This is a genomic window from Shewanella acanthi (assembly GCF_019457475.1).
GTDB lineage: Bacteria > Pseudomonadota > Gammaproteobacteria > Enterobacterales > Shewanellaceae > Shewanella > Shewanella acanthi.
The window spans coordinates 2,619,496-2,641,715 of the sequence record NZ_CP080413.1 but is presented as its reverse complement, the minus strand read 5'-3'; the positions used below and the strand labels follow the sequence as shown (position 1 = coordinate 2,641,715).

At 46.8% G+C, this 22,220-nt stretch carries 19 protein-coding genes; 13 read left to right on the top strand and 6 right to left on the bottom strand.

The window, feature by feature from the left end:
• Positions 1–135: 135 nt before the first annotated feature.
• A complete protein-coding gene (locus K0H61_RS11535) occupies positions 136–735 on the top strand; it encodes a hypothetical protein (RefSeq protein WP_220049405.1) in 600 nt (199 codons plus the stop codon).
• A gap of 287 nt (positions 736–1,022) precedes the next feature.
• Positions 1,023–2,681 (top strand): diguanylate cyclase, encoded by a 1,659-nt coding sequence (locus K0H61_RS11530; RefSeq protein ID WP_220049403.1) that lies wholly within the window; start codon positions 1,023–1,025, stop codon positions 2,679–2,681.
• Positions 2,682–2,944: 263 nt separating this feature from the next.
• Here K0H61_RS11530 and K0H61_RS11525 read toward each other — a convergent pair whose 3' ends face one another.
• On the bottom strand, positions 2,945–3,769 hold the full coding sequence (locus tag K0H61_RS11525) for a DUF2797 domain-containing protein (protein WP_220049401.1): 825 nt from the start codon (positions 3,767–3,769) through the stop codon (positions 2,945–2,947).
• Positions 3,770–4,078: 309 nt separating this feature from the next.
• Between K0H61_RS11525 and K0H61_RS11520 the strand changes: the two genes are divergently transcribed.
• The gene (locus K0H61_RS11520) at positions 4,079–4,966 is read left to right on the top strand and encodes a DMT family transporter (RefSeq protein WP_220049400.1); all 888 of its coding nucleotides are present in this window, start codon (positions 4,079–4,081) and stop codon (positions 4,964–4,966) included.
• 76 nt (positions 4,967–5,042) lie between these two features.
• Here K0H61_RS11520 and K0H61_RS11515 read toward each other — a convergent pair whose 3' ends face one another.
• The gene (locus K0H61_RS11515; protein WP_220049398.1) at positions 5,043–5,543 is read right to left on the bottom strand and encodes a glycine cleavage system transcriptional repressor; all 501 of its coding nucleotides are present in this window, start codon (positions 5,541–5,543) and stop codon (positions 5,043–5,045) included.
• A gap of 198 nt (positions 5,544–5,741) precedes the next feature.
• Between K0H61_RS11515 and K0H61_RS11510 the strand changes: the two genes are divergently transcribed.
• The 4 genes from K0H61_RS11510 to phoU all read left to right on the top strand — a co-directional run bounded on the left by K0H61_RS11510 (position 5,742) and on the right by phoU (position 11,411).
• Positions 5,742–8,000 (top strand): ABC transporter permease subunit, encoded by a 2,259-nt coding sequence (locus K0H61_RS11510; RefSeq protein WP_220049396.1) that lies wholly within the window; start codon positions 5,742–5,744, stop codon positions 7,998–8,000.
• A 59-nt stretch (positions 8,001–8,059) separates the two neighbouring features.
• Positions 8,060–9,718, top strand: a complete 1,659-nt coding sequence (gene pstA / locus K0H61_RS11505; RefSeq protein ID WP_220049394.1) for a phosphate ABC transporter permease PstA — start codon at positions 8,060–8,062, stop codon at positions 9,716–9,718.
• A 33-nt stretch (positions 9,719–9,751) separates the two neighbouring features.
• On the top strand, positions 9,752–10,570 hold the full coding sequence (gene pstB / locus K0H61_RS11500) for a phosphate ABC transporter ATP-binding protein PstB (protein WP_220049393.1): 819 nt from the start codon (positions 9,752–9,754) through the stop codon (positions 10,568–10,570).
• Positions 10,571–10,700: 130 nt separating this feature from the next.
• On the top strand, positions 10,701–11,411 hold the full coding sequence (gene phoU, locus K0H61_RS11495; protein WP_220049391.1) for a phosphate signaling complex protein PhoU: 711 nt from the start codon (positions 10,701–10,703) through the stop codon (positions 11,409–11,411).
• Between the two features lie 67 nt (positions 11,412–11,478).
• Here phoU and K0H61_RS11490 read toward each other — a convergent pair whose 3' ends face one another.
• The 3 genes from K0H61_RS11490 to K0H61_RS11480 form a co-directional block, all read right to left on the bottom strand.
• Positions 11,479–13,350 (bottom strand): sensor domain-containing diguanylate cyclase, encoded by a 1,872-nt coding sequence (locus tag K0H61_RS11490; protein WP_220049389.1) that lies wholly within the window; start codon positions 13,348–13,350, stop codon positions 11,479–11,481.
• Positions 13,351–13,451: 101 nt separating this feature from the next.
• Entirely contained in the window at positions 13,452–13,838 is a 387-nt protein-coding gene (locus K0H61_RS11485) for a hypothetical protein (RefSeq protein ID WP_220049388.1), read from the bottom strand.
• 367 nt (positions 13,839–14,205) lie between these two features.
• Positions 14,206–14,601, bottom strand: coding sequence for a VOC family protein (locus tag K0H61_RS11480; RefSeq protein WP_220049386.1), 396 nt, complete (start codon positions 14,599–14,601; stop codon positions 14,206–14,208).
• Positions 14,602–14,760: 159 nt separating this feature from the next.
• Here K0H61_RS11480 and K0H61_RS11475 point away from each other — a divergent pair, with 159 nt between their 5' ends.
• The 3 genes from K0H61_RS11475 (at position 14,761) to K0H61_RS11465 (ending at position 18,085) form a co-directional block, all read left to right on the top strand.
• A complete protein-coding gene (locus K0H61_RS11475) occupies positions 14,761–15,357 on the top strand; it encodes a DUF502 domain-containing protein (protein WP_220049385.1) in 597 nt (198 codons plus the stop codon).
• A 301-nt stretch (positions 15,358–15,658) separates the two neighbouring features.
• Entirely contained in the window at positions 15,659–17,635 is a 1,977-nt protein-coding gene (locus tag K0H61_RS11470; protein ID WP_220052671.1) for a BCCT family transporter, read from the top strand.
• Positions 17,636–17,722: 87 nt separating this feature from the next.
• Entirely contained in the window at positions 17,723–18,085 is a 363-nt protein-coding gene (locus tag K0H61_RS11465; RefSeq protein WP_220049384.1) for a YajD family HNH nuclease, read from the top strand.
• Positions 18,086–18,152: 67 nt separating this feature from the next.
• Here K0H61_RS11465 and K0H61_RS11460 read toward each other — a convergent pair whose 3' ends face one another.
• Positions 18,153–18,386: a DUF1289 domain-containing protein gene (locus tag K0H61_RS11460; RefSeq protein ID WP_220049382.1), complete on the bottom strand. Its 234-nt coding sequence runs from the start codon at positions 18,384–18,386 to the stop codon at positions 18,153–18,155.
• Positions 18,387–18,578: 192 nt separating this feature from the next.
• On the opposite strand from K0H61_RS11460, the gene K0H61_RS11455 reads away from it, so the two are divergent.
• From K0H61_RS11455 to K0H61_RS11445, 3 genes are all read left to right on the top strand, one after another.
• Positions 18,579–19,886 carry a methyltransferase gene (locus K0H61_RS11455; RefSeq protein ID WP_220049380.1) on the top strand — a complete coding sequence of 436 codons (1,308 nt, stop codon included), beginning with the start codon at positions 18,579–18,581 and terminating at the stop codon, positions 19,884–19,886.
• A 244-nt stretch (positions 19,887–20,130) separates the two neighbouring features.
• Positions 20,131–21,180 (top strand): 3-oxoacyl-ACP synthase III, encoded by a 1,050-nt coding sequence (locus tag K0H61_RS11450; protein WP_220049378.1) that lies wholly within the window; start codon positions 20,131–20,133, stop codon positions 21,178–21,180.
• A gap of 78 nt (positions 21,181–21,258) precedes the next feature.
• Positions 21,259–22,218, top strand: a complete 960-nt coding sequence (locus K0H61_RS11445) for an alpha/beta fold hydrolase (protein WP_220049376.1) — start codon at positions 21,259–21,261, stop codon at positions 22,216–22,218.
• Positions 22,219–22,220 lie beyond the last annotated feature (2 nt).

The window sequence follows — 22,220 nt, the reverse complement described above, 5'->3', positions numbered from 1 at the left end:
GGAGACTGTGGGGGGAATTTAAGCGATGACTACCTTGTATTTCAAATGTGTTTAGTTTAACACTATGATGTATATAGATTTTAAGTAATGAGATTTGCACCTATTCTAAAATCAGCAATACAGGGGAGCATGAATATGTACTTACCACACTGGGCTTGGCGGTTTTTAGCGATGATGGTATTGGGCGTTGTTAGCTTATCGGCATGTGTGAGTGACAGCGACAGGGAACTTCGTACTACTGTGGTGATGGCGGGGGATTTGAGCCAGTTACCCGCATCGGCAATGACCTACAGTTGGCACCCCAAGTTACAAAAAATCTTTGTCGATAGTCACTTCGACGAGAAGTCGGTGTCACTGCAGATGCAGGAAACCCTTAAAAAGGTACTGTTAACTAAGGGGTTTCGCTGGGTACAGGACCCACAATTGGCAGATTTTCAAGTGGGTTATGGTATCGCGCTGGGTAAGGCGATGAGCGATGAGCAGATCCTCGCCGCTGCAGGTCTAGTCCCAGGATTGTCTTCGGCGGGCGTCGATCCTAAAAAGTATGAAAAGGGCTCTGTATTGGTAAGCTTTTTTAAGCGCACGGGGGATTCGGCGCAAGCGACAGAGCAGTTCTGGCGCGTGCTTGCCCAAGGCTTTGCCAATATGAGAGACAGGGATGAACTTAAAGCGGGTTTTGATTCATTGGTTGATGAAATGCTGTTACCGATACCTGCAACCCATGCATTACAATAATGTAAGGGATTGAATAAAGAGGACGAGCAGTTTACTTGTCCTTTTTATTTGCGAGCAAAGTGAATGTCATTCCACTCGGTATTCTTATGTCCCCCATGACTTGGCCTTTAACATAGCTATGTACCCCTCGTCGATTTACTTGTGTGGCTGGGCTTAGGATTCTCGTTTCGATAATTTGGTTGACTCACTTTTGGTTCTTCACTTATTGAGCCACTGACATTTTGGTGATTTGCGGATTAAATACATGATTAGTCATAAATCCTCGCTTTGAGATGAGGTTAAGTACTTTGAATATTTTTAAATGGTTAAATTCGCTGCGTTACAGGCTCACCTTCTTTTTTGGTGGGATCAGTCTTATTTTCAGTTTAGGTTTTACCGGTTATCTATCTACGATGGCCTCAGATAAATTGTTAAGCTCCTACGCTAATCAATTAGCCATGCTCGGTACATCGATTGAAACAACCATCTCAAACAATATTGATGAACGTGCAAGAGAAATCACTCTGCTAAGCCAGCGAATGATATTTTCGGACGACTATCCAAAGATCCGACACAGTTTAGATAACATCAAAGCATCCTACGAATATTACTCTTGGTTGGGGTTTGCCAATAAAGAGGGGATTGTTGAATATGCCGCAGACGGGATTCTTGAAGGACAAGATGTGTCCAAACGGCCATGGTTTATTCAAGGTCAGGCGGGGATGTTTATTGGTGATGTTCATGAAGCCGTGTTGCTGGCGAAGGTATTGAATATCGATAAAAACGACCCTTTACGGCTAATCGATTTTGCCGCCCCCGTTTACGATGCCAACCAGCAGTTATTAGGGGTTGTGGCCACCCATTCAAACTGGAAATGGGTAAATAGTGTCATTGAATCCGCACTTTCCAGAAGTGAACAGCAAACGGGTATTGATGTGCAGATTGTGAGTCATGATGATGTCATTCTGTATCCTCAGGCATTAGCGAATAATGCCATTCCCCATGATTTACTGCCCAAGAATAACAGTAGCAAGCTCATTCAATGGCCCGATGGCCATGAGTATTTAACAGGTGTGACGGCACTTAAATCCTCACTCAAAGAACCACTAGGTTGGCGAATTATTATTCGTATTCCAAAGGATGTAGCCATTCAAGAAATCACCGATTTACAGCGAAAGTTATTATGGGTGAGTGGCGTGGCCATTTTGCTCTGTCTGTGGTTTGTCTATCAAATGTCAATCTCTGTGAGTTTACCCCTTGAGCGGTTAAGTAAAGTCACCCAAGAAATTCAAGCAGGTAAGGACTTAGTCCAATTTCCTAAATCCGATGGTTTGATCGAAATTTCGTTTCTAATTGATGCCATTAAAACAATGACCTCTTCACTCTTAAAACAAGAGAAATCGCTGCTTGAGATGAATCAAACCTTAGAAAATAAGGTGTTAGAGCGAACCAAAGAATTAGCAATGGCCAACCAAGAACTCGAACGCCTGAGTCGACGGGATCCCTTAACGGATCTCTACAACCGCCGCGCCGCTGCGGATTATCTCGAAAATGAATTCAGTCGGTTAAGACGCTTTGGCTTAGCCTACACCGTCGTGATGGTGGACATAGATCATTTTAAAAAAATTAACGACACCTATGGACATGAGACTGGCGATTTAGTGTTAATCGAAGTCGCAACATTGTTAACGCAATCAGTGCGTAAAACCGATTTAGTTGCCAGATACGGTGGCGAGGAATTTCTGCTGGTACTGACAGGGACTGAAACGAAAGATGCACTAATCGAAGCTGAAAAAATTAGGGCAAGTATCGAGGGAACAAACTTCAGCCATATTAAACATGTGACTGTGAGTATTGGTCTATCAGCCGTCGAACAACAGGATGAAAATGCCTATGACGCGGTGAGACGAGCCGATTCGGCACTCTATTTAGCCAAAACATCGGGTAGAAATAGGGTGTGTTTGTAAATCGTTTGGCATGGCGCTTTCACTGTCTTTGGAACAAAACTGATTGATAACCATATTGAATGTGCGAGTGTTATTGCTTGATAACAACGTCCTTGGGTGAGAGTTTTATGGAAGTACGATATTTCCAAATTGACGCTTTTTTCACTCATGAGTTTGGATTGAACTGAAAGCCAATGGCGAGTTCGAGTGCCTAAAAGAGAGTGCTGATTGCTGAAGGGCAACGAGTTACGCCTCCAGCAAGAGTCATCATTATCTCAAACTGATTATTCAGCGTGTTCAACACTCACTTCGTAGGCCGTGAACTTACGGATATTAATCACGCCGGTATCGAAGATTAAGTACTGGCCCTTAATGCCTTGCAAAATGCCGCTGACCACGGGCTCTTTATCGAAGTTATGTGAAGCGATTTTCTTTGGGAACGACTCAATTGGGTAGTCAATGGGTTGAATCTTCTCGTGCAGACGCTCGATGCTGTAATCGCCTTTTTGCATGCCGATTTCGTGCAGTTTAGCTTCAATCTGTGGAATTAATTCTTCGGCTTTTACATTGAGGTCGATATCGTCGGCGTGTCCTTTCAGCATGGCCTGCCAGTGGGTTTTGTCATTGATGAGCTTAGCAAGTTCCACTTCCACTAGGCCTGAAATCTGCCGCGTTGCTACCTTAAAAATCGGTAACCCTTGGGTTGCGCCTTGGTCAATCCAGCGGGTCGGTAATTGCGTATGGCGGGTGATACCGACCTTAATCCCTGAGGTGTTTGACAGGTAAACATAGTGGGGGACAAAACAATGGCTCTGCGCCCACTCGGGCTCGCGGCAGGTGCCTTGGTCAAAGTGGCAGGTTTCGGGTTTCATGATACACATATCGCAGCTGGCAAGCTTTTGCATGCACACAAAGCAGTGGCCTTGTGAGTAACTCTTTTTGGTCTTCTTACCGCAGTGACAACAGAAGATATTACCCGTGTGCGTTAAGGTGAGTGATTTACCAATCAATGGGTTAAGCGCTAATTGCTCATCTCCAACGACCAATTGATATTGTACCTTGTGCGACTCATCTAATTGAGCACGCATTTTTTTTAGCGTTCCTAACATAGGGGTTCCTAAATGATTGGCCACAAACTCGTCGATCCACTGCGGACTTGTTGCAGGAGGTTGGCAAGATCCAAGCATGTCAACGGTGTTGGCTGCGTAAATAGTACTGCAATGGGGCTGGCTTTGGGTCAGTATACAAAAAAAGCGCTCAAGTTTGCCTTGGAATTATCGATTGGCGAGGTCAGAAGGCGTGATTGACGGATTAACAACCTAATCTTAAGTAAGGTTAGGCGCTGATGACGGCATTGTATTGGATTAACGTAGGCCAACTGGTAACCTTGTCATCCTTTTATCTGCCGAGGATGTATCTTGCCTGCTAATCTGTTACTGCTGCTCGCCGCCGCAATTTGGGGATTTGGTTTTGTTGCCCAAACGTTGGGGATGGAGCATCTTTCCCCCTTTGCCTTTAACGGTATTCGTTTTTTAATTGGAACCGTCTCCCTACTTCCTTTAGTGTGGTATCTACATTGGCAGAAAAAAATCCATATTGGGACGACACAGGACTTCGCTATCGGGAGTCTTGTCGTAGGTTTATTGTTGTTTGCGGGGGCATCGTTTCAGCAGGTAGGGCTTTTACATACCACAGCGGCCAACGCCGGCTTTATTACCGGTCTTTATATCGTGCTGGTACCGATCTTGGGTTTAGCACTTAAGCATGCAACGGGTGCGAATACTTGGCTTGGCTGCGCGATAGCGGCTATCGGTTTGTATTTTTTAAGCGTTAAAGAGGGTATGACGATAGGTTATGGCGATGCGTTGCAGCTCGTTGGGGCGCTTTTTTGGGCGATGCATATTTTAGCAGTGGATCACTTTGCAAAGCGTATTTCCCCAGTGCTGCTGGCGATGATGCAGTTCTTTGTCTGCGGGGTGTTGAGTCTAATGGTGTCGGCGGTGATGGAAGTGACGACCTTAGAAAATGTGGCTTCGGCTTGGGGCTCACTGGCCTATGCGGGGCTAATTTCAGTGGGGATTGCCTATACCCTGCAAGTGCTGGCACAAAAACATGCCCATCCAGCCCATGCGGCGATTATCTTAAGTTTGGAAACCGTGTTTGCGGCCATTGGCGGCATCATGTTCCTTGGCGAATCCCTTGGTCTGCGTGCGCTATTGGGTTGTGGCTTGATGCTACTCGGGATGTTGATTTCCCAAGTGCCGCTGCGTTATTTGATAAAATCGCGCCACCAAAAGGTCGCCTAATCCTTGAACTAGATATGTAATAAATTTGTAAAAAACGCCGCAGGATTGCGGCGTTTTTTATGGCGTTTTAACTGAATCAACGACTAAGTTTATCCAGTACTAAATCATCGCCGAGTGAATAGAGGGAGCGCACCAGTTGATCTTCCTGTGAAAGGTCGGTCAGCCCAAGGCCGATGGTTGCCCTAAATAGCGCAATCCCTGTGTGGCCTGCGGTCTCGAATTGACTACTAAATTGCTCGATATTGATACCTAAGGCGGTGATGCGATTAGAAATATCTAACACTAAACCCGGCCTGTCATAGGCGACCAAACTGTAACTTAAGCGCTTGATGGGTTTTTGCGGAAGCGAGGTTTTGGAATAGGTCAGGGTGAGATGGTCAATACATTCGAGCGACTCAATCAATTCATCCATTTTTAGGGATGGCACTTCGAGTAATAAAATTGCGGCAAAGATCCCATCGATATGGCGCAATTCGGAATCGAGCCAACTGCCGCCATGGCGGCTGACAGCGTGGGCAATCTGTTCGACTAATCCTTTTCTATCAGGTGCTTGCAATGTAATTAAGTATCGTAGCATCTGGTCAAACTCCTATTTTTGTAAAAGGCACCTGTTTTCACTCGGGATGTAACACAACTGTCATGTTTGCGTCATATAATTCGTCGCACTTAGAATGAAGGGTGTTGTTATTGCTCAGTTTACATTCATTCAGTGTAATCAGAGCGAAGGGCAAATCCTAGCGAAAAAACTCGCAGGCTTTAATAATAGAGGTTCTTAATGGAAAGTCAGGTCATTCAACCTGGTTCAACACCGCATAGTTTGCTCAAGGGCGGACGTTCGAACCGCAGGGCATTTAAGGATAGAGCGGCGCAAATTGGTGTCACCGTTGGTGGCACTATGGTTTTTGTTGCCTTACTGTTGATTTTCTTCTATTTGCTGTACGTGATAAAACCGATATTTGATAGCGCTGATGTGACTTCGGTGAAAAGTGTCAGCTATCAGCATGCTGACGTGGCGACCCTGATGGTCGGCGCCGATGAGCAAAACGAAGTCATGTACCGCGTGACAGTTGACGGCCAAGTGGCTTTCTATTCTGCGCTTGATGGTAGTTTACTTGCTGATTTTGCTCCGCCTTTACCCGAAGGGGTGAAAGTGACGAGCGCTGCCGTCGCCGCACCGAGTGAACAGCGATTTGCCCTAGGGTTAAGTAACGGACAAGCCCTTATCGTTGGCATTGAATTTGGCCTGAGTTATCCCAATAACAAACGCGTAATCACCCCAAAACTGCGTTACAGCGCGGGTGAAACGCCTATCACTATCGACGGTTCCGGTAGTGCTATTCACCATTTAAGTTTTAGCTACAGCAGCGACAAAATTAGTTTCGCCTACCAAGACGATAGTGGTGTTTGGCGTATCAGTCGTCTCGATGGTCAAGAAAACATGATGACCGAAGAGGTGGAGTGGACGTCAACGGGTTCAATTATCCCCGATGCCCCTAAAAAAGTTGATCATCAACTGATGACCCCAGATCAACGTCAATTGATGTTGCAGATGGGCAGCAAGGTCTTTATCTACAATATTCGTGATGCCGAAAGCATTGAGCTGATTCAGGTACTTAATGCTGAAAAAGCCAAGGCCAAAGTGAATAATATTGCCCTGTTGGCTGGCGCGAGCTCAATTCTGGTGAGCTACGACACGGGGATAGTGACTCAATACTTCCAAGTGAATGGCCCTAAGGGGCGTCTATATCAAGAAATTCGTGAGTTCACTGACCTCAAACCTGTTTCTTCAATTGCCTCAGAGTTCTACCGTAAAAGCTTTGCAGTAGTGAGCCCAGAGGGCGAACTAACACTGCTCTATACCACCAGTGAGCGTGAACTCTTTACTGAAAAGTTTAACCTTAACAATGCCGGCGCCATGGGCTTTAGCCCACGCTCGAATGGCATAGTGGTTGAAGCCAATAAGCAGTTGAATCTGTTCCATGTTGAAAACGCCCATCCAGAAGTGTCATGGAGTGCGCTGTGGAACAAGGTATGGTACGAAGGGTACCCTGAGCCTAAGTTTGTGTGGCAATCGACCTCAGGCAGCGATGATTTTGAAGCTAAGCTCAGCCTAATGCCACTGGCCTATGGCACGATGAAGGCGGCTTTCTATGCGATGTTATTTGCCGTGCCATTAGCGATTGCCGGCGCCATTTACACCGCTTACTTTATGTCGCCAAAGGTGCGGGGTTTAGTTAAGCCTACCATCGAAATCATGGAAGCACTGCCGACGGTTATCTTAGGTTTCTTAGCAGGTTTATGGTTAGCGCCGCTGATTGAAGAACATCTGCCGGGCATTCTATTGCTGCTGATTTTACTGCCAAGCGCGATTCTCCTCTCTGCTTACAGCTGGAGTAAGTTACCGGCAACTTGGAAACATCGCTTACCTGAGGTGTATCAGGAGCTGATGTTAGTGCCGGTGATTTGCTTTGTGGGCTGGCTCTCTTTTGCCATCAGTCCGATGATCGAAGTGGCGCTGTTCGATGGCAACACCCGTCAATTTATCACTAACGAATTAGGTATTACTTTCGATCAACGTAACGCGCTGGTGGTGGGTATTGCCATGGGCTTTGCGGTCATTCCAACTATCTTCTCGATTGCTGAAGATGCGATTTTCTCTGTGCCGCGTCACCTGTCTAACGGCAGCTTAGCCCTCGGTGCAACCCCATGGCAGACACTGACTCGCGTTGTGCTGTTAACGGCAAGTCCAGGTATTTTTTCTGCGGTGATGATGGGCCTTGGCCGCGCCGTGGGGGAAACCATGATCGTGCTAATGGCAACGGGTAACACTGCCATTATGGAATGGAGCGTGTTCCAAGGCATGCGTACCTTGGCGGCTAACATCGCGGTGGAAATGCCTGAGTCGGCGATTGGCAGTTCGCACTACCGTGTGCTGTTCCTCGCGGCCTTCGTTCTGTTCGTATTTACCTTCTTCTTTAACACTATTGCCGAAGTGGTTAGACAGCGTCTGCGTGACCGCTATAGCTCGCTGTAAGGAAGATAAAATAATGATACTAAAAATGTTTTCGCCAGTGACCTTAAGAGGCTTGTGCAATGGGTAAGTGGGTAAAATCAGGCTCGCCGTGGATTTGGATGACAGGCGGCGCGGTGAGCATCAGTTTGATTGCGGTTTTAGGCTTATTACTGCTGATCGCATGGCGTGGCCTAAGCTTCTTTTGGCCTGCGACGATTTATCAGTGGGAGCTTGAAGATAACACAGGAGCACGTTCAATCCTTATCGGTGAAATCTACGATAGGGAAGAAGTGCCAACTGAGCGTTTAGTGGCGGCGGGTCATGTATTTAAACAACAACCTGGCGAGTTTGTGACCCGTTATCTGGTTAAAACCGGTAACCGTGAATTTGTCGGTTTAGATTTCCGCTGGATTTTAGCGACTGACATCATCAGCCGCAGTGAGCCAACGGATGTCGCCATGTTAGAGCGTGCGAAGAACGGTAACTTCTACGGTTATCCTGTGGCTGTTATTGAAAACGGTAAGCGCCTTGAGCTAACAAACGATGCGATTGAGTCGTCGTTAATGGATCACATCGAGCGTGCCGTCGGGTTGTCTGAAGAAGCGCTGTCGTTACAAAAACAAGATATTGGTTCAATCAACTATGCAATTGAAAAACTGCGCTTAAAGGAGCGTCGTTATGAACTTGATGGCGAGCTGACCGATAGCCGCAAGTCAGAATTGGCTGCCGAGAAGGATAAGCTGCAGCAGGATTATAAAGTACTCGAGAAACAGCTTTTTGCGTTGAGGGATGAGGCTGCCCGCGACTCAGTAATAGTGCGCGATATGCGCGGTGAGGAAGTCGAACTCAAGTTAGATACAGTGCTCGATGTTACCTACGTCAATCACTTAGGCCTTTTCGGCAAACTGGGTAAATGGTTCAGCGGGCTTGGCCACTTTTTAAGTGACGACCCTCGAGAAGCCAATACTGAGGGCGGCGTATTCCCCGCGATTTTCGGGACAGTGTTTATGGTGCTGTTAATGGCGATTATCGTGACGCCATTTGGGGTGATTGCGGCGATTTACCTACACGAATACGCCAAAAAGGGCCCAATTACTAAGATGATCCGTATTGCGGTCATCAACTTAGCGGGTGTGCCATCGATTGTTTACGGCGTATTTGGCTTAGGCTTCTTCGTGTATATGCTCGGCGGTTCACTCGACCAACTGTTCTATGCCGAAGCACTGCCATCACCGACCTTCGGATCGCCAGGGGTGATTTGGTCGGCATTGACGCTGGCGATTCTAACTTTACCTGTAGTGATAGTGTCGACCGAAGAAGGCTTAAGCCGGATTCCGAGTGCGGTGCGTCAGGGCAGTTTGGCGCTCGGCGCGACTAAAGCCGAAACCCTGTGGCGAATCGTAATCCCGATGGCAAGCCCTGCGATTATGACGGGGCTGATTTTAGCCGTTGCCCGCGCCGCGGGTGAAGTGGCGCCACTGATGCTGGTGGGTGTAGTAAAACTCGCGCCAACACTGCCCGTAGACCTTAATTTCCCGTTCGTGCATTTAGAACGCAAATTCATGCACTTAGGTTTCCATATTTACGACGTGGGTTTCCAGAGTCCTAACGTGGAAGCGGCGCGTCCTCTGGTATACGCCACCTCTTTCTTATTGGTGACTGTGATTGTGGCACTGAACTTAACCGCGATCAGCGTGCGTAACCACCTGCGCGAAAAATATCGTTCGCTAGAGCATTAATCAGCGATTATCCTGAAAGTATTAGGACCGAATATGATTTCTATAGATCCAACGTCAATGAAAACAAACCACTTTGATTTAGCTAACCTGAGCCAGACCGATACCGCGCTTGAGATCCGCAATCTGGATTTACGCTACGGTGATAAGCAAGCGCTGTTCAATGTGTCGATGAAAATCCCTAAGAAACAAGTCACCGCGTTTATCGGCCCGAGTGGTTGTGGTAAATCGACACTGCTGCGCTGCATCAACCGCATGAATGACTTAGTGGATAACTGCAAAATTGACGGCGAAATTTTGCTGCACGGTCAGAATATTTACGACAAAAACATCGACGTGGCCGCGCTGCGCCGTAACGTCGGTATGGTGTTCCAGCGTCCAAACCCTTTCCCTAAATCGATTTATGAAAACGTGGTGTATGGCCTGCGTCTGCAGGGGGTGAATAATCGCCGTGAACTCGATGAAGCGGCCGAGCGCTCACTTCGCGGCGCAGCGATTTGGGACGAAGTGAAAGACCGTCTGCATGACAATGCTTTTGGTTTATCGGGCGGTCAGCAGCAACGTCTTGTGATTGCCCGTGCGATTGCGATTGAACCAGAAGTACTGCTGCTCGATGAGCCTACTTCGGCGCTCGACCCGATTTCGACCTTAACGATTGAGGAGCTCATCACTGAGCTTAAAACCAAATACACGGTTGTTATCGTGACCCACAACATGCAACAAGCCGCCCGTGTGTCGGATCAAACCGCCTTTATGTACATGGGTGAACTGGTCGAATACGCCGACACTAATACGATTTTCACTACGCCTAAAAAGCGTAAGACCGAAGATTATATTACTGGCCGTTACGGCTAATCGTGACCGCTAAGTCAGTATGCGCTGAGTGATGCGACCTGTCATGGAATAGGCTGCGCTCCAGTAAATGCGATTAAATCATTGAAATGTCGGCAGCGGCGTTGGTACAGTTGAGTAAAAGGTTGGCCAAATGGAAAACATGAATTTAAACAAACATATCTCAGGGCAGTTTAATGCCGAGTTAGAGGACATTCGAAATCGTGTGCTCGCCATGGGCGGTTTAGTTGAGCGCCAATTAGAGCAAGCCATCGATGCCTTAAGTACCTTAGATGCCGAACTGGCGCAAAAGGTGATATCTGGCGATCACAAGGTCAATGGCATGGAAGTGTCTATCGATGAAGAATGCACCCGCATTATTGCTAAGCGTCAACCTGCGGCCAGTGACCTGCGTCTTATCATCGCGATTTCTAAATCGATTGCCGATCTTGAGCGTATCGGTGATGCCTGCGTGCGTATCGCTAAGGCGGCATTAGATAAGCGCTCGAACAATCAGCAACCACTTCTGGTAAGTATTGAAAGCATGGGTCGTCACGCGATTCGTATGTTGCATTCAACCTTAGATGCTTTAGCGCGAATGGATGCCGATTCTGCATTAGAGCTGCATAAGGAAGACGCAAAGCTTGACCGTGAGTACGAAGGTATTATCCGTCAGTTAATGACCTACATGATGGAAGATCCACGCTCAATCCCTGACGTATTAGACGTATTATGGGCGGCGCGCGCGGTGGAGCGTGTGGGCGATCGTTGTAAAAACATCTGTGAATACATTATTTACTATGTGAAGGGTAAAGATGTACGCCATACGTCCTATGAGGACATGGAAAAGGATATGCGCGAGTAAGCGAAGCAGTCTGAGAGGCAAAACGCGCTGCAATTTGGCAGCGCTTTTTATTGATGAACATCCTACCCTAGTCGGGTAAATATACCACTTGGTTACGCCCTTGCACTTTGGCAAGGTACAGCATGTCATCAGCGCGTTTAAGCAAGCTTTCGGCATTATCGCCAATATGAAATTGCGCGACACCGATACTGACGGTAATTGAAACGTTAATGCCGGCGTGTTCAATGGGCGTTGCAGCGACCTTATGCCTGAGTCGCTCGGCGATTTCTAAGGCATCTCTTGCAATGCAGCTGGGTAATACCACGGCAAATTCTTCTCCTCCGTAGCGACAAAGTCTGTCTATCTTACGTATGCAGGATAATGCCCGTTCAGTAAATTCACAAAGAACAGCATCGCCCGCATCATGACCATGCTTGTCGTTGACCCTTTTAAAGTAATCTAAATCGAGCATTAAAACGGCCAGAGGCGATTCTCCACGGCGAACGCGCTCGGTTTCATTTTCCAACAGTTCTAGCAGGAAACGACGGTTATACACACCGGTTAATGCGTCGGTATTTGCCTGTCGCGCAAGCTGTTCATTGGCCTTCTGTAGTTCATGGGTTCGAGCCGCAACTTTTCGTTCTAGGGCGGCATTATTCCGTTCAAGTTCTTGGAACAAACGTCGGCGTTCACTGAAGGCTTGCACTAACTCATTGACCCAGGGGATCCAAGCTTGAGGGACTTTTGGGGGGCTGCTAGTGGTTTGAGTTACGTAGCTTGCGACAAATCGAGCCACCCTGAGGGAGGGAGCAACATACATGTGCCAGAGTATCAGGTTGATGACCACAACCGCGATAATTAATGCGAGGGACAATTGCAATTGGGATGAATAGGATTTCAAAATCCGTTGTCGAATTAAACTCTTAGGCAATAGAAAAACGATTGTCCATCGAGGATTTTCCAGTGAGGAGGCCAGTAGCAAGTTTTCATCCACATACAGGCCATTCATTTTGTCTAATGAATTTGTGGTGGATAGGTCTACTGGCAATATGCTGCTGAGGTTGGCAATGGTTGTGTTTTTAGGTTCCGTGTCTTCCCTGTTGGCGAGAATTTGATTGTGCTCATTATTAATCAATAATGTGCCTTCGGGATCTGGAAAGGTTTTTAAAAGTTCGTTGAGGAAATTTAGCAATACATCGGTGGCGACAATGCCAATAAACTTTTCTTCCCAGTAAACGGGTTGAGCGTGGGATACCATGAGTCCCGCACCCGCTTGGTCAATATAAGCGGCTGTCCAGTACGGTTTACGCTCGGGATTATTACTCGGTAACCCTAGGCGTGTGACTTCATAATCCTTCCAAGAGCTTTGAAGATATAATTCAATGGACGGCGCGGTACCTAGGGCGTCTTGACTCGAGACCCAAGGCGTGAGTGCTAACAAGTCTTCGTTTGCCGAAAAAAAGTAAGTCCAGCGTAAAAAGTCTGAGGTCATTTGACCGTTGCTCATTCTATCAAGAAGTGAAGCGGCGAGATTGGCAGGGGACACCTCATAGGGTGGAATGGGGTCATTGGCGCTTGTCAGCGCAATTATCTGCCCGAGACGATCCTTTGCCGGACGATTATCAAGAGTATCCAGGGTAAAAGCGCCATCAATCGATTGAGCTATTGCCTTAGCCAAGGTCTGTTGCAGGGGCTCTGAGCCAACATAAGGGGTATGATTGATAAATTCATTCGACCATTGAGTCAGTTGGGTGACCTGATCGCGGGCGGTTTTGATCACCGCCTCTAAGTGTAAAGCGGTTTCAAACACTTGTTGTTTGGCGCGTTCAATTTCAACAGCCTCTTGACGATGCCATCCAGTCCAGAGGGTTAACCAAACCACACCTAAAAAGATGCTAGCGCCTAGAATCATTATTCGGCGGTAATATAACCATAGGTCATTAGCGCTAAGGCGAATCATAGCTAATCTGCCCCATATAAAGGGGATTGAGCACAGTCGAAGCCAAACGAACTAACCTTTTTAATCATATGTTTATATAGTTTTTGTGTTGGTTGTGCTATCTATTGAACTTGCCGATACAGGGTGGTTATCACACCGTCATCGGTACGATATTTAAAAATTGAATCGGTTACCTCAAGAATTTCATCGCACCAGCTTTCACCCACAAACTCCATATAGGGCTGGGACTGGGTGACGGTGAGACAGGCAAAGGTGCCAAATTTCACCTTGATCCGATATTGCGCTTCCACCCGAAATGATTTATCGCTTTCAGGGAGGGTGCCCCAGGATTTGATGGTACCGTTTGCAAAATATTGGTCGAATCCCCAAAAGGTTTTACCGCCATCATCGGAGCTGCCCCAGGTGCCGATAAGTTTCTCAATTGGGACTGATTCGCAGTGACCATGGCCCATGAATAACAAACCCGCCAACAATATAAGTGCCTTCAAGGTAACACCTCAACTTAATGGGAATCTCAATATTACTTAAACCCGAAACCAAACCAGAACTGGTGCTTGAGAACGATTAAGCATAGGTCGTAATTGAGGACTTTTCGTCAACCATACATAGGTTTAGCTCAGCGATTTTTGGCCACAGCAGTGCTTAATGGCCGACATTACATGCCTTATTGTCACGGCATGGAATTGCTTTCGTTAGGCATCAATTAAAACTTAGGCTGCGCAAACTCAGACTTTTTTAGACTAAGTATGAAAAGCTTAGGCCATAAAATTTAAAAAATTGCGAAAAATTTGGGGGAAGGTTATTCAGTTTTGATGAAGCCTTGCGCTAATCAATACAGGGCAAGGCTGATTTACATTATTGAGAGCAGGCGGGCAGATATTCTGAAAGTTCTAACAGGTTTAAATCAGGATCGCGAATATACACTGAGTTGATGCGACCCGTCGCACCGGTGCGCTGCACTGGCCCTTCGACAATGGCGATATTCAGCGCTTGCAGATGCTTAAGTACTTCAGTGATACTGTGGCTGACCACAAAACACAGATCGGCACTGCCTGGGGTAGCGCGTTCTGCCTTAGGTTCAAACTCGGCACCCGCTTGATGCAGGTTGATTTTTTGATCGCCAAAATTTAAGGCGATACGGTCATTGGCAAACACGGATTTTTTCATCCCGAGTACGGACTGATAGAACTGTACACTGGTTTCTATGTCTTTTACCGTCAGTACCAGATGATCTAAGCGGGTCACGCGCATTCTTATTCCCTCGATGCTTTTGTTTATTGTTATCGGTCTTGCGGGCTTTACCATACATCAATTGCTGGTACAAAAGTGATGCTGTGATAGCATTTAACGCGCTGTTTTAGCGTAAATATTTTATGCCTAATTGTATCTTATTGATTTTATGAGACAGAAATGAAGAAAACCTTAGCCCGTGGCTTGATGAATCTACTGCCGATGGCCCTAAGCCTGTGGTTGTTTTGGTCCCTATTTGTATCCTTGGATGGATTAGGGATTTTTATCTTAGAACTGCTGGGGATAAATCAGCATTTTGTAGGGGCCGGCTTTCTCCTCGTCGTCGCTATTGTGTTTGCGGTTGGTTTACTGTTTTCAGTCAGTCCTATCGTGTGGCTATATGGCTGGCTTGAACGCCAATTAATGCGTTTCCCACTGTTCAAGTCTGTTTATGGCAGTATCCGCGATATTGCTAATCTGATGAATCGCGATGGAAAATCAAACACCCAACAAACCGTATTGGTGAGACAGGCTAATGGCGGATATGTTGTCGGCTTTATCATGACAGATTCACCACCAAAACCATTACTGGACGCACTGCCCGAGGGGGATTGGGTTCCTGTATTATTCCAATTGAGCTATCAAATGGCGGGGGTGACCAGTTTGGTCAAAAGAGACGACTTGATTATGGTCGATTGGTCCTTCGAGGAGGCGATGCGTTTTAATTTAACCGCAGGGATTTCGCAAACGCCCACCAAAGCAAGTAAAAGGCTTTAGTGCTTGAGATAACATTCTGATATTAATGGCTCGATCAACACTTTGGATTAGTGTTAGGATATTTATTAGTAAAATGATTTGGCGAACCTGTTGTTCGCCATTTTTTTTGCTGTTAGCGGTTTTATCTTTCCTTGGCATAGTGAAAATAGAGCCAAGCATTTAGGCATTGCCCGCCATCTTAAGGAATATTTTTCGAATTGATGCCTTCAAACGACAGGGCTGAAAAGAGTCATCTATTATTGGATGAGCAGGACAAAATGTCTGAAATTTAAAAGGGAACTTGCCTGAAGTAGGGAGTGATATCTTGATCAAGTCCAGTATAAACCCACCCGTTTTTTATTCCTCGGTGTTCTTTATTGCCCTCATGGTGATGATTTGTGCCATTTGGCCAACCGAAGCTAATTTGTTCTTTAAATCCATGCAATCATGGCTAGAAGCTAAAGCCGGCTGGCTGTATATACTCGGAGTCGCTATTTTTCTGGTTTTCATCATCTTCGTGATGGTCAGTCGATTTGGGGACATTAAGTTAGGGCCTGACCATGCAGTACCTGATTATTCCTATAAGAGCTGGATTGCCATGTTATTTTCCGCCGGCATGGGTATTGGGCTTATGTTTTTCGGTGTGGCAGAGCCTGTAATGCATTATTTGGCCCCCCCGGATGCGACGCCTGAAACACTTGCTGCTGCCAAGGAGGCGCTGAAAATCACCTTTTTCCACTGGGGGATCCATGCTTGGGCTATTTATGCTGTGGTGGCTTTAAGCCTTGCCTATTTTGCTTATCGGCATAAGTTGCCTTTGCTTCCTCGCAGTGCGCTTTATCCATTAATTGGTGAACGTATTCACGGCCCCATAGGTCACTGTGTCGATACCTTTGCGGTCATGGGAACCATGTTTGGGGTGGCGACGTCATTAGGGTTTGGGGTGCTACAGGTCAACTCGGGCTTAAGTTACTTATTTCAGCAACTACCCAATAACACCGTAGTGCAGGTATCGCTGATTATTGGCATCACGCTTTTAGCGACACTGTCAGTCTTTTCAGGGTTGGATAAAGGAGTCAAACGACTCAGTGAACTCAATCTAATCCTCGCTTTGCTGTTGTTGGTCATCGTATTGCTGGTTGGCCCCACAGTAATGTTATTGCAAGCTTTTGTGCAAAATACCGGTAGTTATCTGAGTGATATTGTGAATAAAACCTTTAATCTTTATGCCTATCAGCATAAGGAAGATTGGCTTGGTGGCTGGACGTTACTCTATTGGGGCTGGTGGATTTCATGGTCCCCTTTTGTGGGGACCTTTATTGCCAGAGTAAGCCGCGGACGCACCATAAGAGAGTTTCTGGTAGGGGTGTTATTTGTGCCCTCGACGTTAACCTTTTTATGGATGACGGTATTTGGCAACTCGGCCATTGACGCCATTATGAACCAAGGCGCTACCTATCTTGCTGAAGCCGTCAATACCAATGTACCCGTAGCGTTGTTCGTGTTTTTTGAGCACATGCCATTTCCTAATTTATTGTCAGGTATCGGCATTTGTTTGGTGGTGACCTTCTTTGTGACCTCATCGGATTCAGGTTCTTTGGTGATAGATAATCTCACCTCGGGGGGCGACAATAATGCCCCTGTGTGGCAGCGAGTTTTTTGGGCGCTGCTCCAGGGTGTTGTTGCTTCAGTGCTGTTACTTGCGGGGGGGTTACAGGCGTTGCAAACCGCTGCCATAGCAAGTGCGATGCCGTTTTTATGTGTGATGCTGTTAATGTGCTTAGGACTTTATCAGGCGCTAAAGGATGACTGGTTAAAAATTAACAGTGTGCAACTCCATACCACGAGTGTGCAGTACGCTAAGACCAACATCAGTTGGGAAGAGCGTATCGATGTTTTGGTTTCCCATCCCACTGAAGAAGAGGCACAGAATTTCCTGAATAATGTGGCAACACCGGCACTGTCCAAAATATGCCAACAGTTTATGAGTAAGGGCATCACCGCTGAGTTAGAATATTATGAGCGCAGAGTGCGCTTAGTGATCAGCAATGACGCCTATTTGCCTTTTGTTTATGGGGTTAGGATCAACAGTTTTGAAATTGTTAATCCTGTGGGTGAGGAGTTAGAGCAGGGTAATACTTGGTATTACCGCGCAGAAGTTTATTTGGAACAGGGTGGCCAGCAATATGATGTAATGGGATACACGGAAGAGCAGCTACTAGCCGATGTGGTGACCCAGTACGAGAAATACTTGCATTATTTGCACCTCTCTAATGCCGATTTAGGCAATGTTTCCTAGTTAAAACCCTGCTGCAATCATTGCCCCAAGGAAAAACTGAGATTATCCTTGGGGCAATATCCAAGGTTGTATGAGTTAGGTGTGAAGATGTCTGTAAATCAAGGCCAAAGCAAGTTAGATCAAGTGTTAGCCCAAGAGCGCGAATACCGCGCAAAACGTGAGGGCGGCTATCGGGAACAAGCCTTAAAACTGTATCCTTGGATCTGCGGCCGTTGTACCCGTGAGTTTACCTCAAAAAACCTAAGTGAATTAACCGTTCACCATAGGGATCACAACCACGACAATAACCCATCCGATGGTTCAAATTGGGAGTTATTGTGCCTCTATTGTCACGATAACGAACATTCCCGATTTGAAGAGCTTATTCGTTACGGTAGCACAACCGAAACTAAGCAGGCGGCAGCAACATACAATCCCTTTGCCGATTTAAAGGCGATGATGAAAAAATAAGTCGGTATTGGGTTGGGCTTAAATAACGTCAGCCTATCGAATTAAGCCGTGTCGCACCATCAAAGTATTAAGCTTTCTCACTGATCCGCGCCTCGGCTTCAAGCCATTTGGCTCGGCTAAGGGTGTGTTGATTTTCCTCACCGACGAAGTCTGCTTTTCGTGATGCAAGTTTATCGACAATAGCCTGCTGCTCAGCTTCAGTACTGGTGCGCCAAGCAACGATTTCGTCAATATGGCGAAAACAACCCATGCAATAGTCGTCATCATTTAGGCCGCAGCGGGCAACACAGGGGGAAATCATCGCTATTCTCTTCTTGAGTGGGACTTTCTTCGATTGCTTTGACTTATGCTCTCGAAGGCCGTGTTTAATTCTTTCGCCGCGGCATAGTAGCAGTTTTAGGATTTAAATCCCTTACCTTGCAAGATAATCCCCCCTCGGATTGTGTGAGGCTTAAGGCAGAGATTATTTACACGAGCTAAATACGGATTTAGGGTGAAACAAATCAATTATCCATCATCACATCGTCTACTTGAGTATTTTACCAAGCTTAATCAGTTGCTTGAGAAAAGTACTCCGCTCTGGCAAGTGCGCGCCTTTGAGGCTAAAGCGCTACCTTGGGAAGGGATGTTTCCATCACTTGCAAAGGCGGTGTGGACGCTCGACGATGACAAGCTCGATGGTTTAGATGCCAACCAAGCTGCCCTAGTTGAAGCCTTAGCGCCTGCCTTAACTGAGGATTTGGCCGCCCTTGGGGTTGACTGGGATTTATCACTGTTAACTCAAACCCTAAGTGATATTTCAGGGGCGGTACTCTCAAAAACTAACGAGCTCGACACTAAAGGATTAGCGCACTTTAGTGCCCATATTAAGGGTCGAAAGTGGGAGCAAATTACCGCGTTCGTGCAGCATTTACCTCAGTATGGTTTACCCGTACTCGAGTGGTGTGCGGGTAAGGGCCATTTAGGGCGCCTCATTGCCAAATCGCGGGGCGTTGATGTCGTAAGCCTTGAATGGCAGGAAGCCCTATGCGAAGAAGGTCAAGCCTTTGCTGAAAAATGGCATTTGACTCAGCAGTTTGTTTGCGCTGATGCCTTCGCTATCGAACCTAAGGGTCATCGCACTAGGCAGCAGCAAACGACAAATCCCTTTAGAGAAGAACAGCAGGCTGTAGCACTGCATGCCTGTGGCGATTTGCATGTACGTTTGTTACAACTAGCCGCTACGGCAAACACTCAAGCGCTAGCGATTTCCCCTTGCTGTTACCATTTAATTCACGCTGAGCAATATCAAGGCTTATCCAGTCTTGCAAAGGCGAGTGCGTTAAGACTAAGCCGCCACGATCTACAGCTGCCGTTGCAGCAAAGTGTCATTGCGAACCCTAAGCAACAATCCCTTCGCCTTCGTGAGATTGCCTGGCGGTTGGGTTTTGATGCATTACAGCGCGAGTGCCGTGGTATTGATGCATATCTCCCTCTTCCTGCCATCAAGCAGAGTCAGCTTAGCGACAGTTTTGAAGCTTTTTGCCATTGGGCGGCCCAGCAAAAATCAGTATCCATTGGCAATATTAGTGATTTTCAGTCATGGCTTGCCATTGGGCAACAAAGACAGCAATTAACTAGACGAATTGATTTAGTGGCGCACCTGTTTCGCCAAGTGTTAGAACAATGGCTTATCTTAGATCGTTGCTGCTTTTTACAAGAACAAGGATACCGCGTTCAGTTGGGGGAATTTTGTCCAAACAGTGTAACACCTCGTAATGCGTTGATATTGGCATTCAAAACAACGGAGTTCTATGGCTAACACAGACAGTGAAGGTTACTGCATTGTTTTTAATGAGTTATTTCTTTATTGGCGACTTTTGCTTTACCAGTTTAAAGCGATAGTAAGCGGATAAGCCCACAGATGAACTGAGGCAAGTCTAAGCCCTTCGGTGGTTTTTTATTGAATCATCGGGCTTTTCTTGTTCAAATGTCGCGTTAATAACCTATAACAACGTCAAACTGGTGCTAAGCCAGTGGTTCGAGTGAGCGAATAAAACAGTTCCATGAAATATTCCCGCGTATTTATTAATAGTCTTGCCTATGAATTGGCGCCTGTGGTGGTTTCGAGTAGCGAGCTTGAATCCCGTCTTGCCCCTTTGTACCAAAAGTTTCGCATTCCGATGGGGCAATTAGCAGCGTTAACTGGGATCACCGAACGTCGCTGGTGGCCTAAGGGGCATCAGTTGTCCGATGGAGCCATTAAGGCGGCGCGTAAGGCCATTGCAGAAACCGGAATTGACGTTGAGCAGTTAGGCGCCGTGGTTTACACCGGGGTGTGCCGCGATCAGCATGAACCCGCAACTGCCTGTCGAATTGCCGCCGAGCTTGGTGTGTCAAAGGACACGGCCATTTATGACATCAGTAATGCCTGTCTTGGTGTGTTATCGGGCATTTTAGATATCGCAAACCGCATTGAACTTGGCCAGATTAAGGCCGGTATGGTTGTGTCCTGCGAATCGGCGCGCGATATCGTCGATGTAACAATCGATAATATGCTTGCCGACCCAACAATGCAGAATTTTGCCCAGTCACTCGCAACCCTTACTGGGGGCTCTGGTGCCGTTGCTGTTATCTTGACAGATGGCAGTTTACCGCTTTCAAGCGCCCGCCAGCATCAGTTACTTGGCGCATCGCACTTGTCGGCACCAGAGCATCACCAGTTGTGCCAGTGGGGGTTACAGGAAGCGGGTCAGAATCTCTACCGTGAGTTTATGCGAACCGATGCTGTAACCCTGCTAAAAGAAGGGGTTGAGCTTGCCAAGCACACTTGGGAGCATTTCTTGGCCCAGCGCGATTGGTTGGTGGAGCAGGTCGATAAAGTGATTTGTCACCAGGTTGGCGTTTCGAATCGTAAACAGGTGCTGAGTGCGTTAAATATTCCACCTGAAAAGGAATTCCCGACTTATCAGTTCCTTGGCAATATGGGGACAGTCTCGTTGCCTGTAACAGCCGCGATGGCCCACGATGAAGGATTTTTACGCCCCGGCGATCAGGTGAGTTTTTTAGGTATTGGCAGTGGCTTAAACTGCATGATGCTGGGCATTAAGTGGTAGTACTGGGTAACAATCTATACCCAGTGTACTTTTCCAATGTATTCGCTTGATAAATAAAATTAAAAGATAGGAAGCGTCATGTTAGACATTCTGTTGCCGTTTAAACGTCATTTTCTCAGCCGTAATGGCAACAAATTGCATTACATCAACGAAGGACAAGGTGAGCCCGTGGTCATGGTTCACGGCAATCCTAGCTGGTCTTTCTATTACCGAAATTTGGTCAGTGCACTTAAGGATACATACCAGTGTATTGTGCCAGATCATATTGGTTGTGGGCTCTCGGATAAGCCCGATGATAGCAATTATGATTACACCTTAAAAAGCCGTATTGATGATTTAGAGGCGCTGCTCGACAGTCTCAATGTTAAAGAAAACATTACGTTAGTCGTTCACGATTGGGGTGGCATGATAGGTATGGGCTATGCGGCCCGTTACCCTGAGCGCATCAAGCGTTTAGTGATTTTAAATACCGGTGCTTTCCATTTGCCTGAGACTAAACCGCTGCCGATTGCGCTGTGGATTTGCCGCAATACGCTGCTCGGTACCGTGTTGGTGCGTGGATTTAATGCTTTCTCTTCTATCGCCTCCTATGTGGGGGTAAAGCGTCAGCCTATGTCTAAATACATCCGCGAGGCCTATGTAGCGCCGTTTAATTCTTGGGCGAACCGTATCTCGACACTGCGTTTCGTGCAGGATATTCCGTTGCAGCAGGGCGACCGCAATTATCAATTAGTTTCTGATATTGCTGAGAGTTTGCCTAAATTTGCCAATGTTCCAACCATGATTTGCTGGGGCATGAAGGACTTTGTTTTTGATAAGCATTTTTTACGTGAATGGCGTAAAAAAATGCCCCATGCCACAGTGCATGAATTTGCCGATTGCGGGCATTACATCCTAGAAGATGCCAGTGATGAGGTGATAGCCCATATCAAGGGCTTTATGGCTATGCCAAATCTGGTTGCAGTATCGCCAACCAGAGAGACCGAATCCGCTGCTGAAGCTGAACTCGTAGAAGATGTACCGCAGGCTGCAGTTTAATG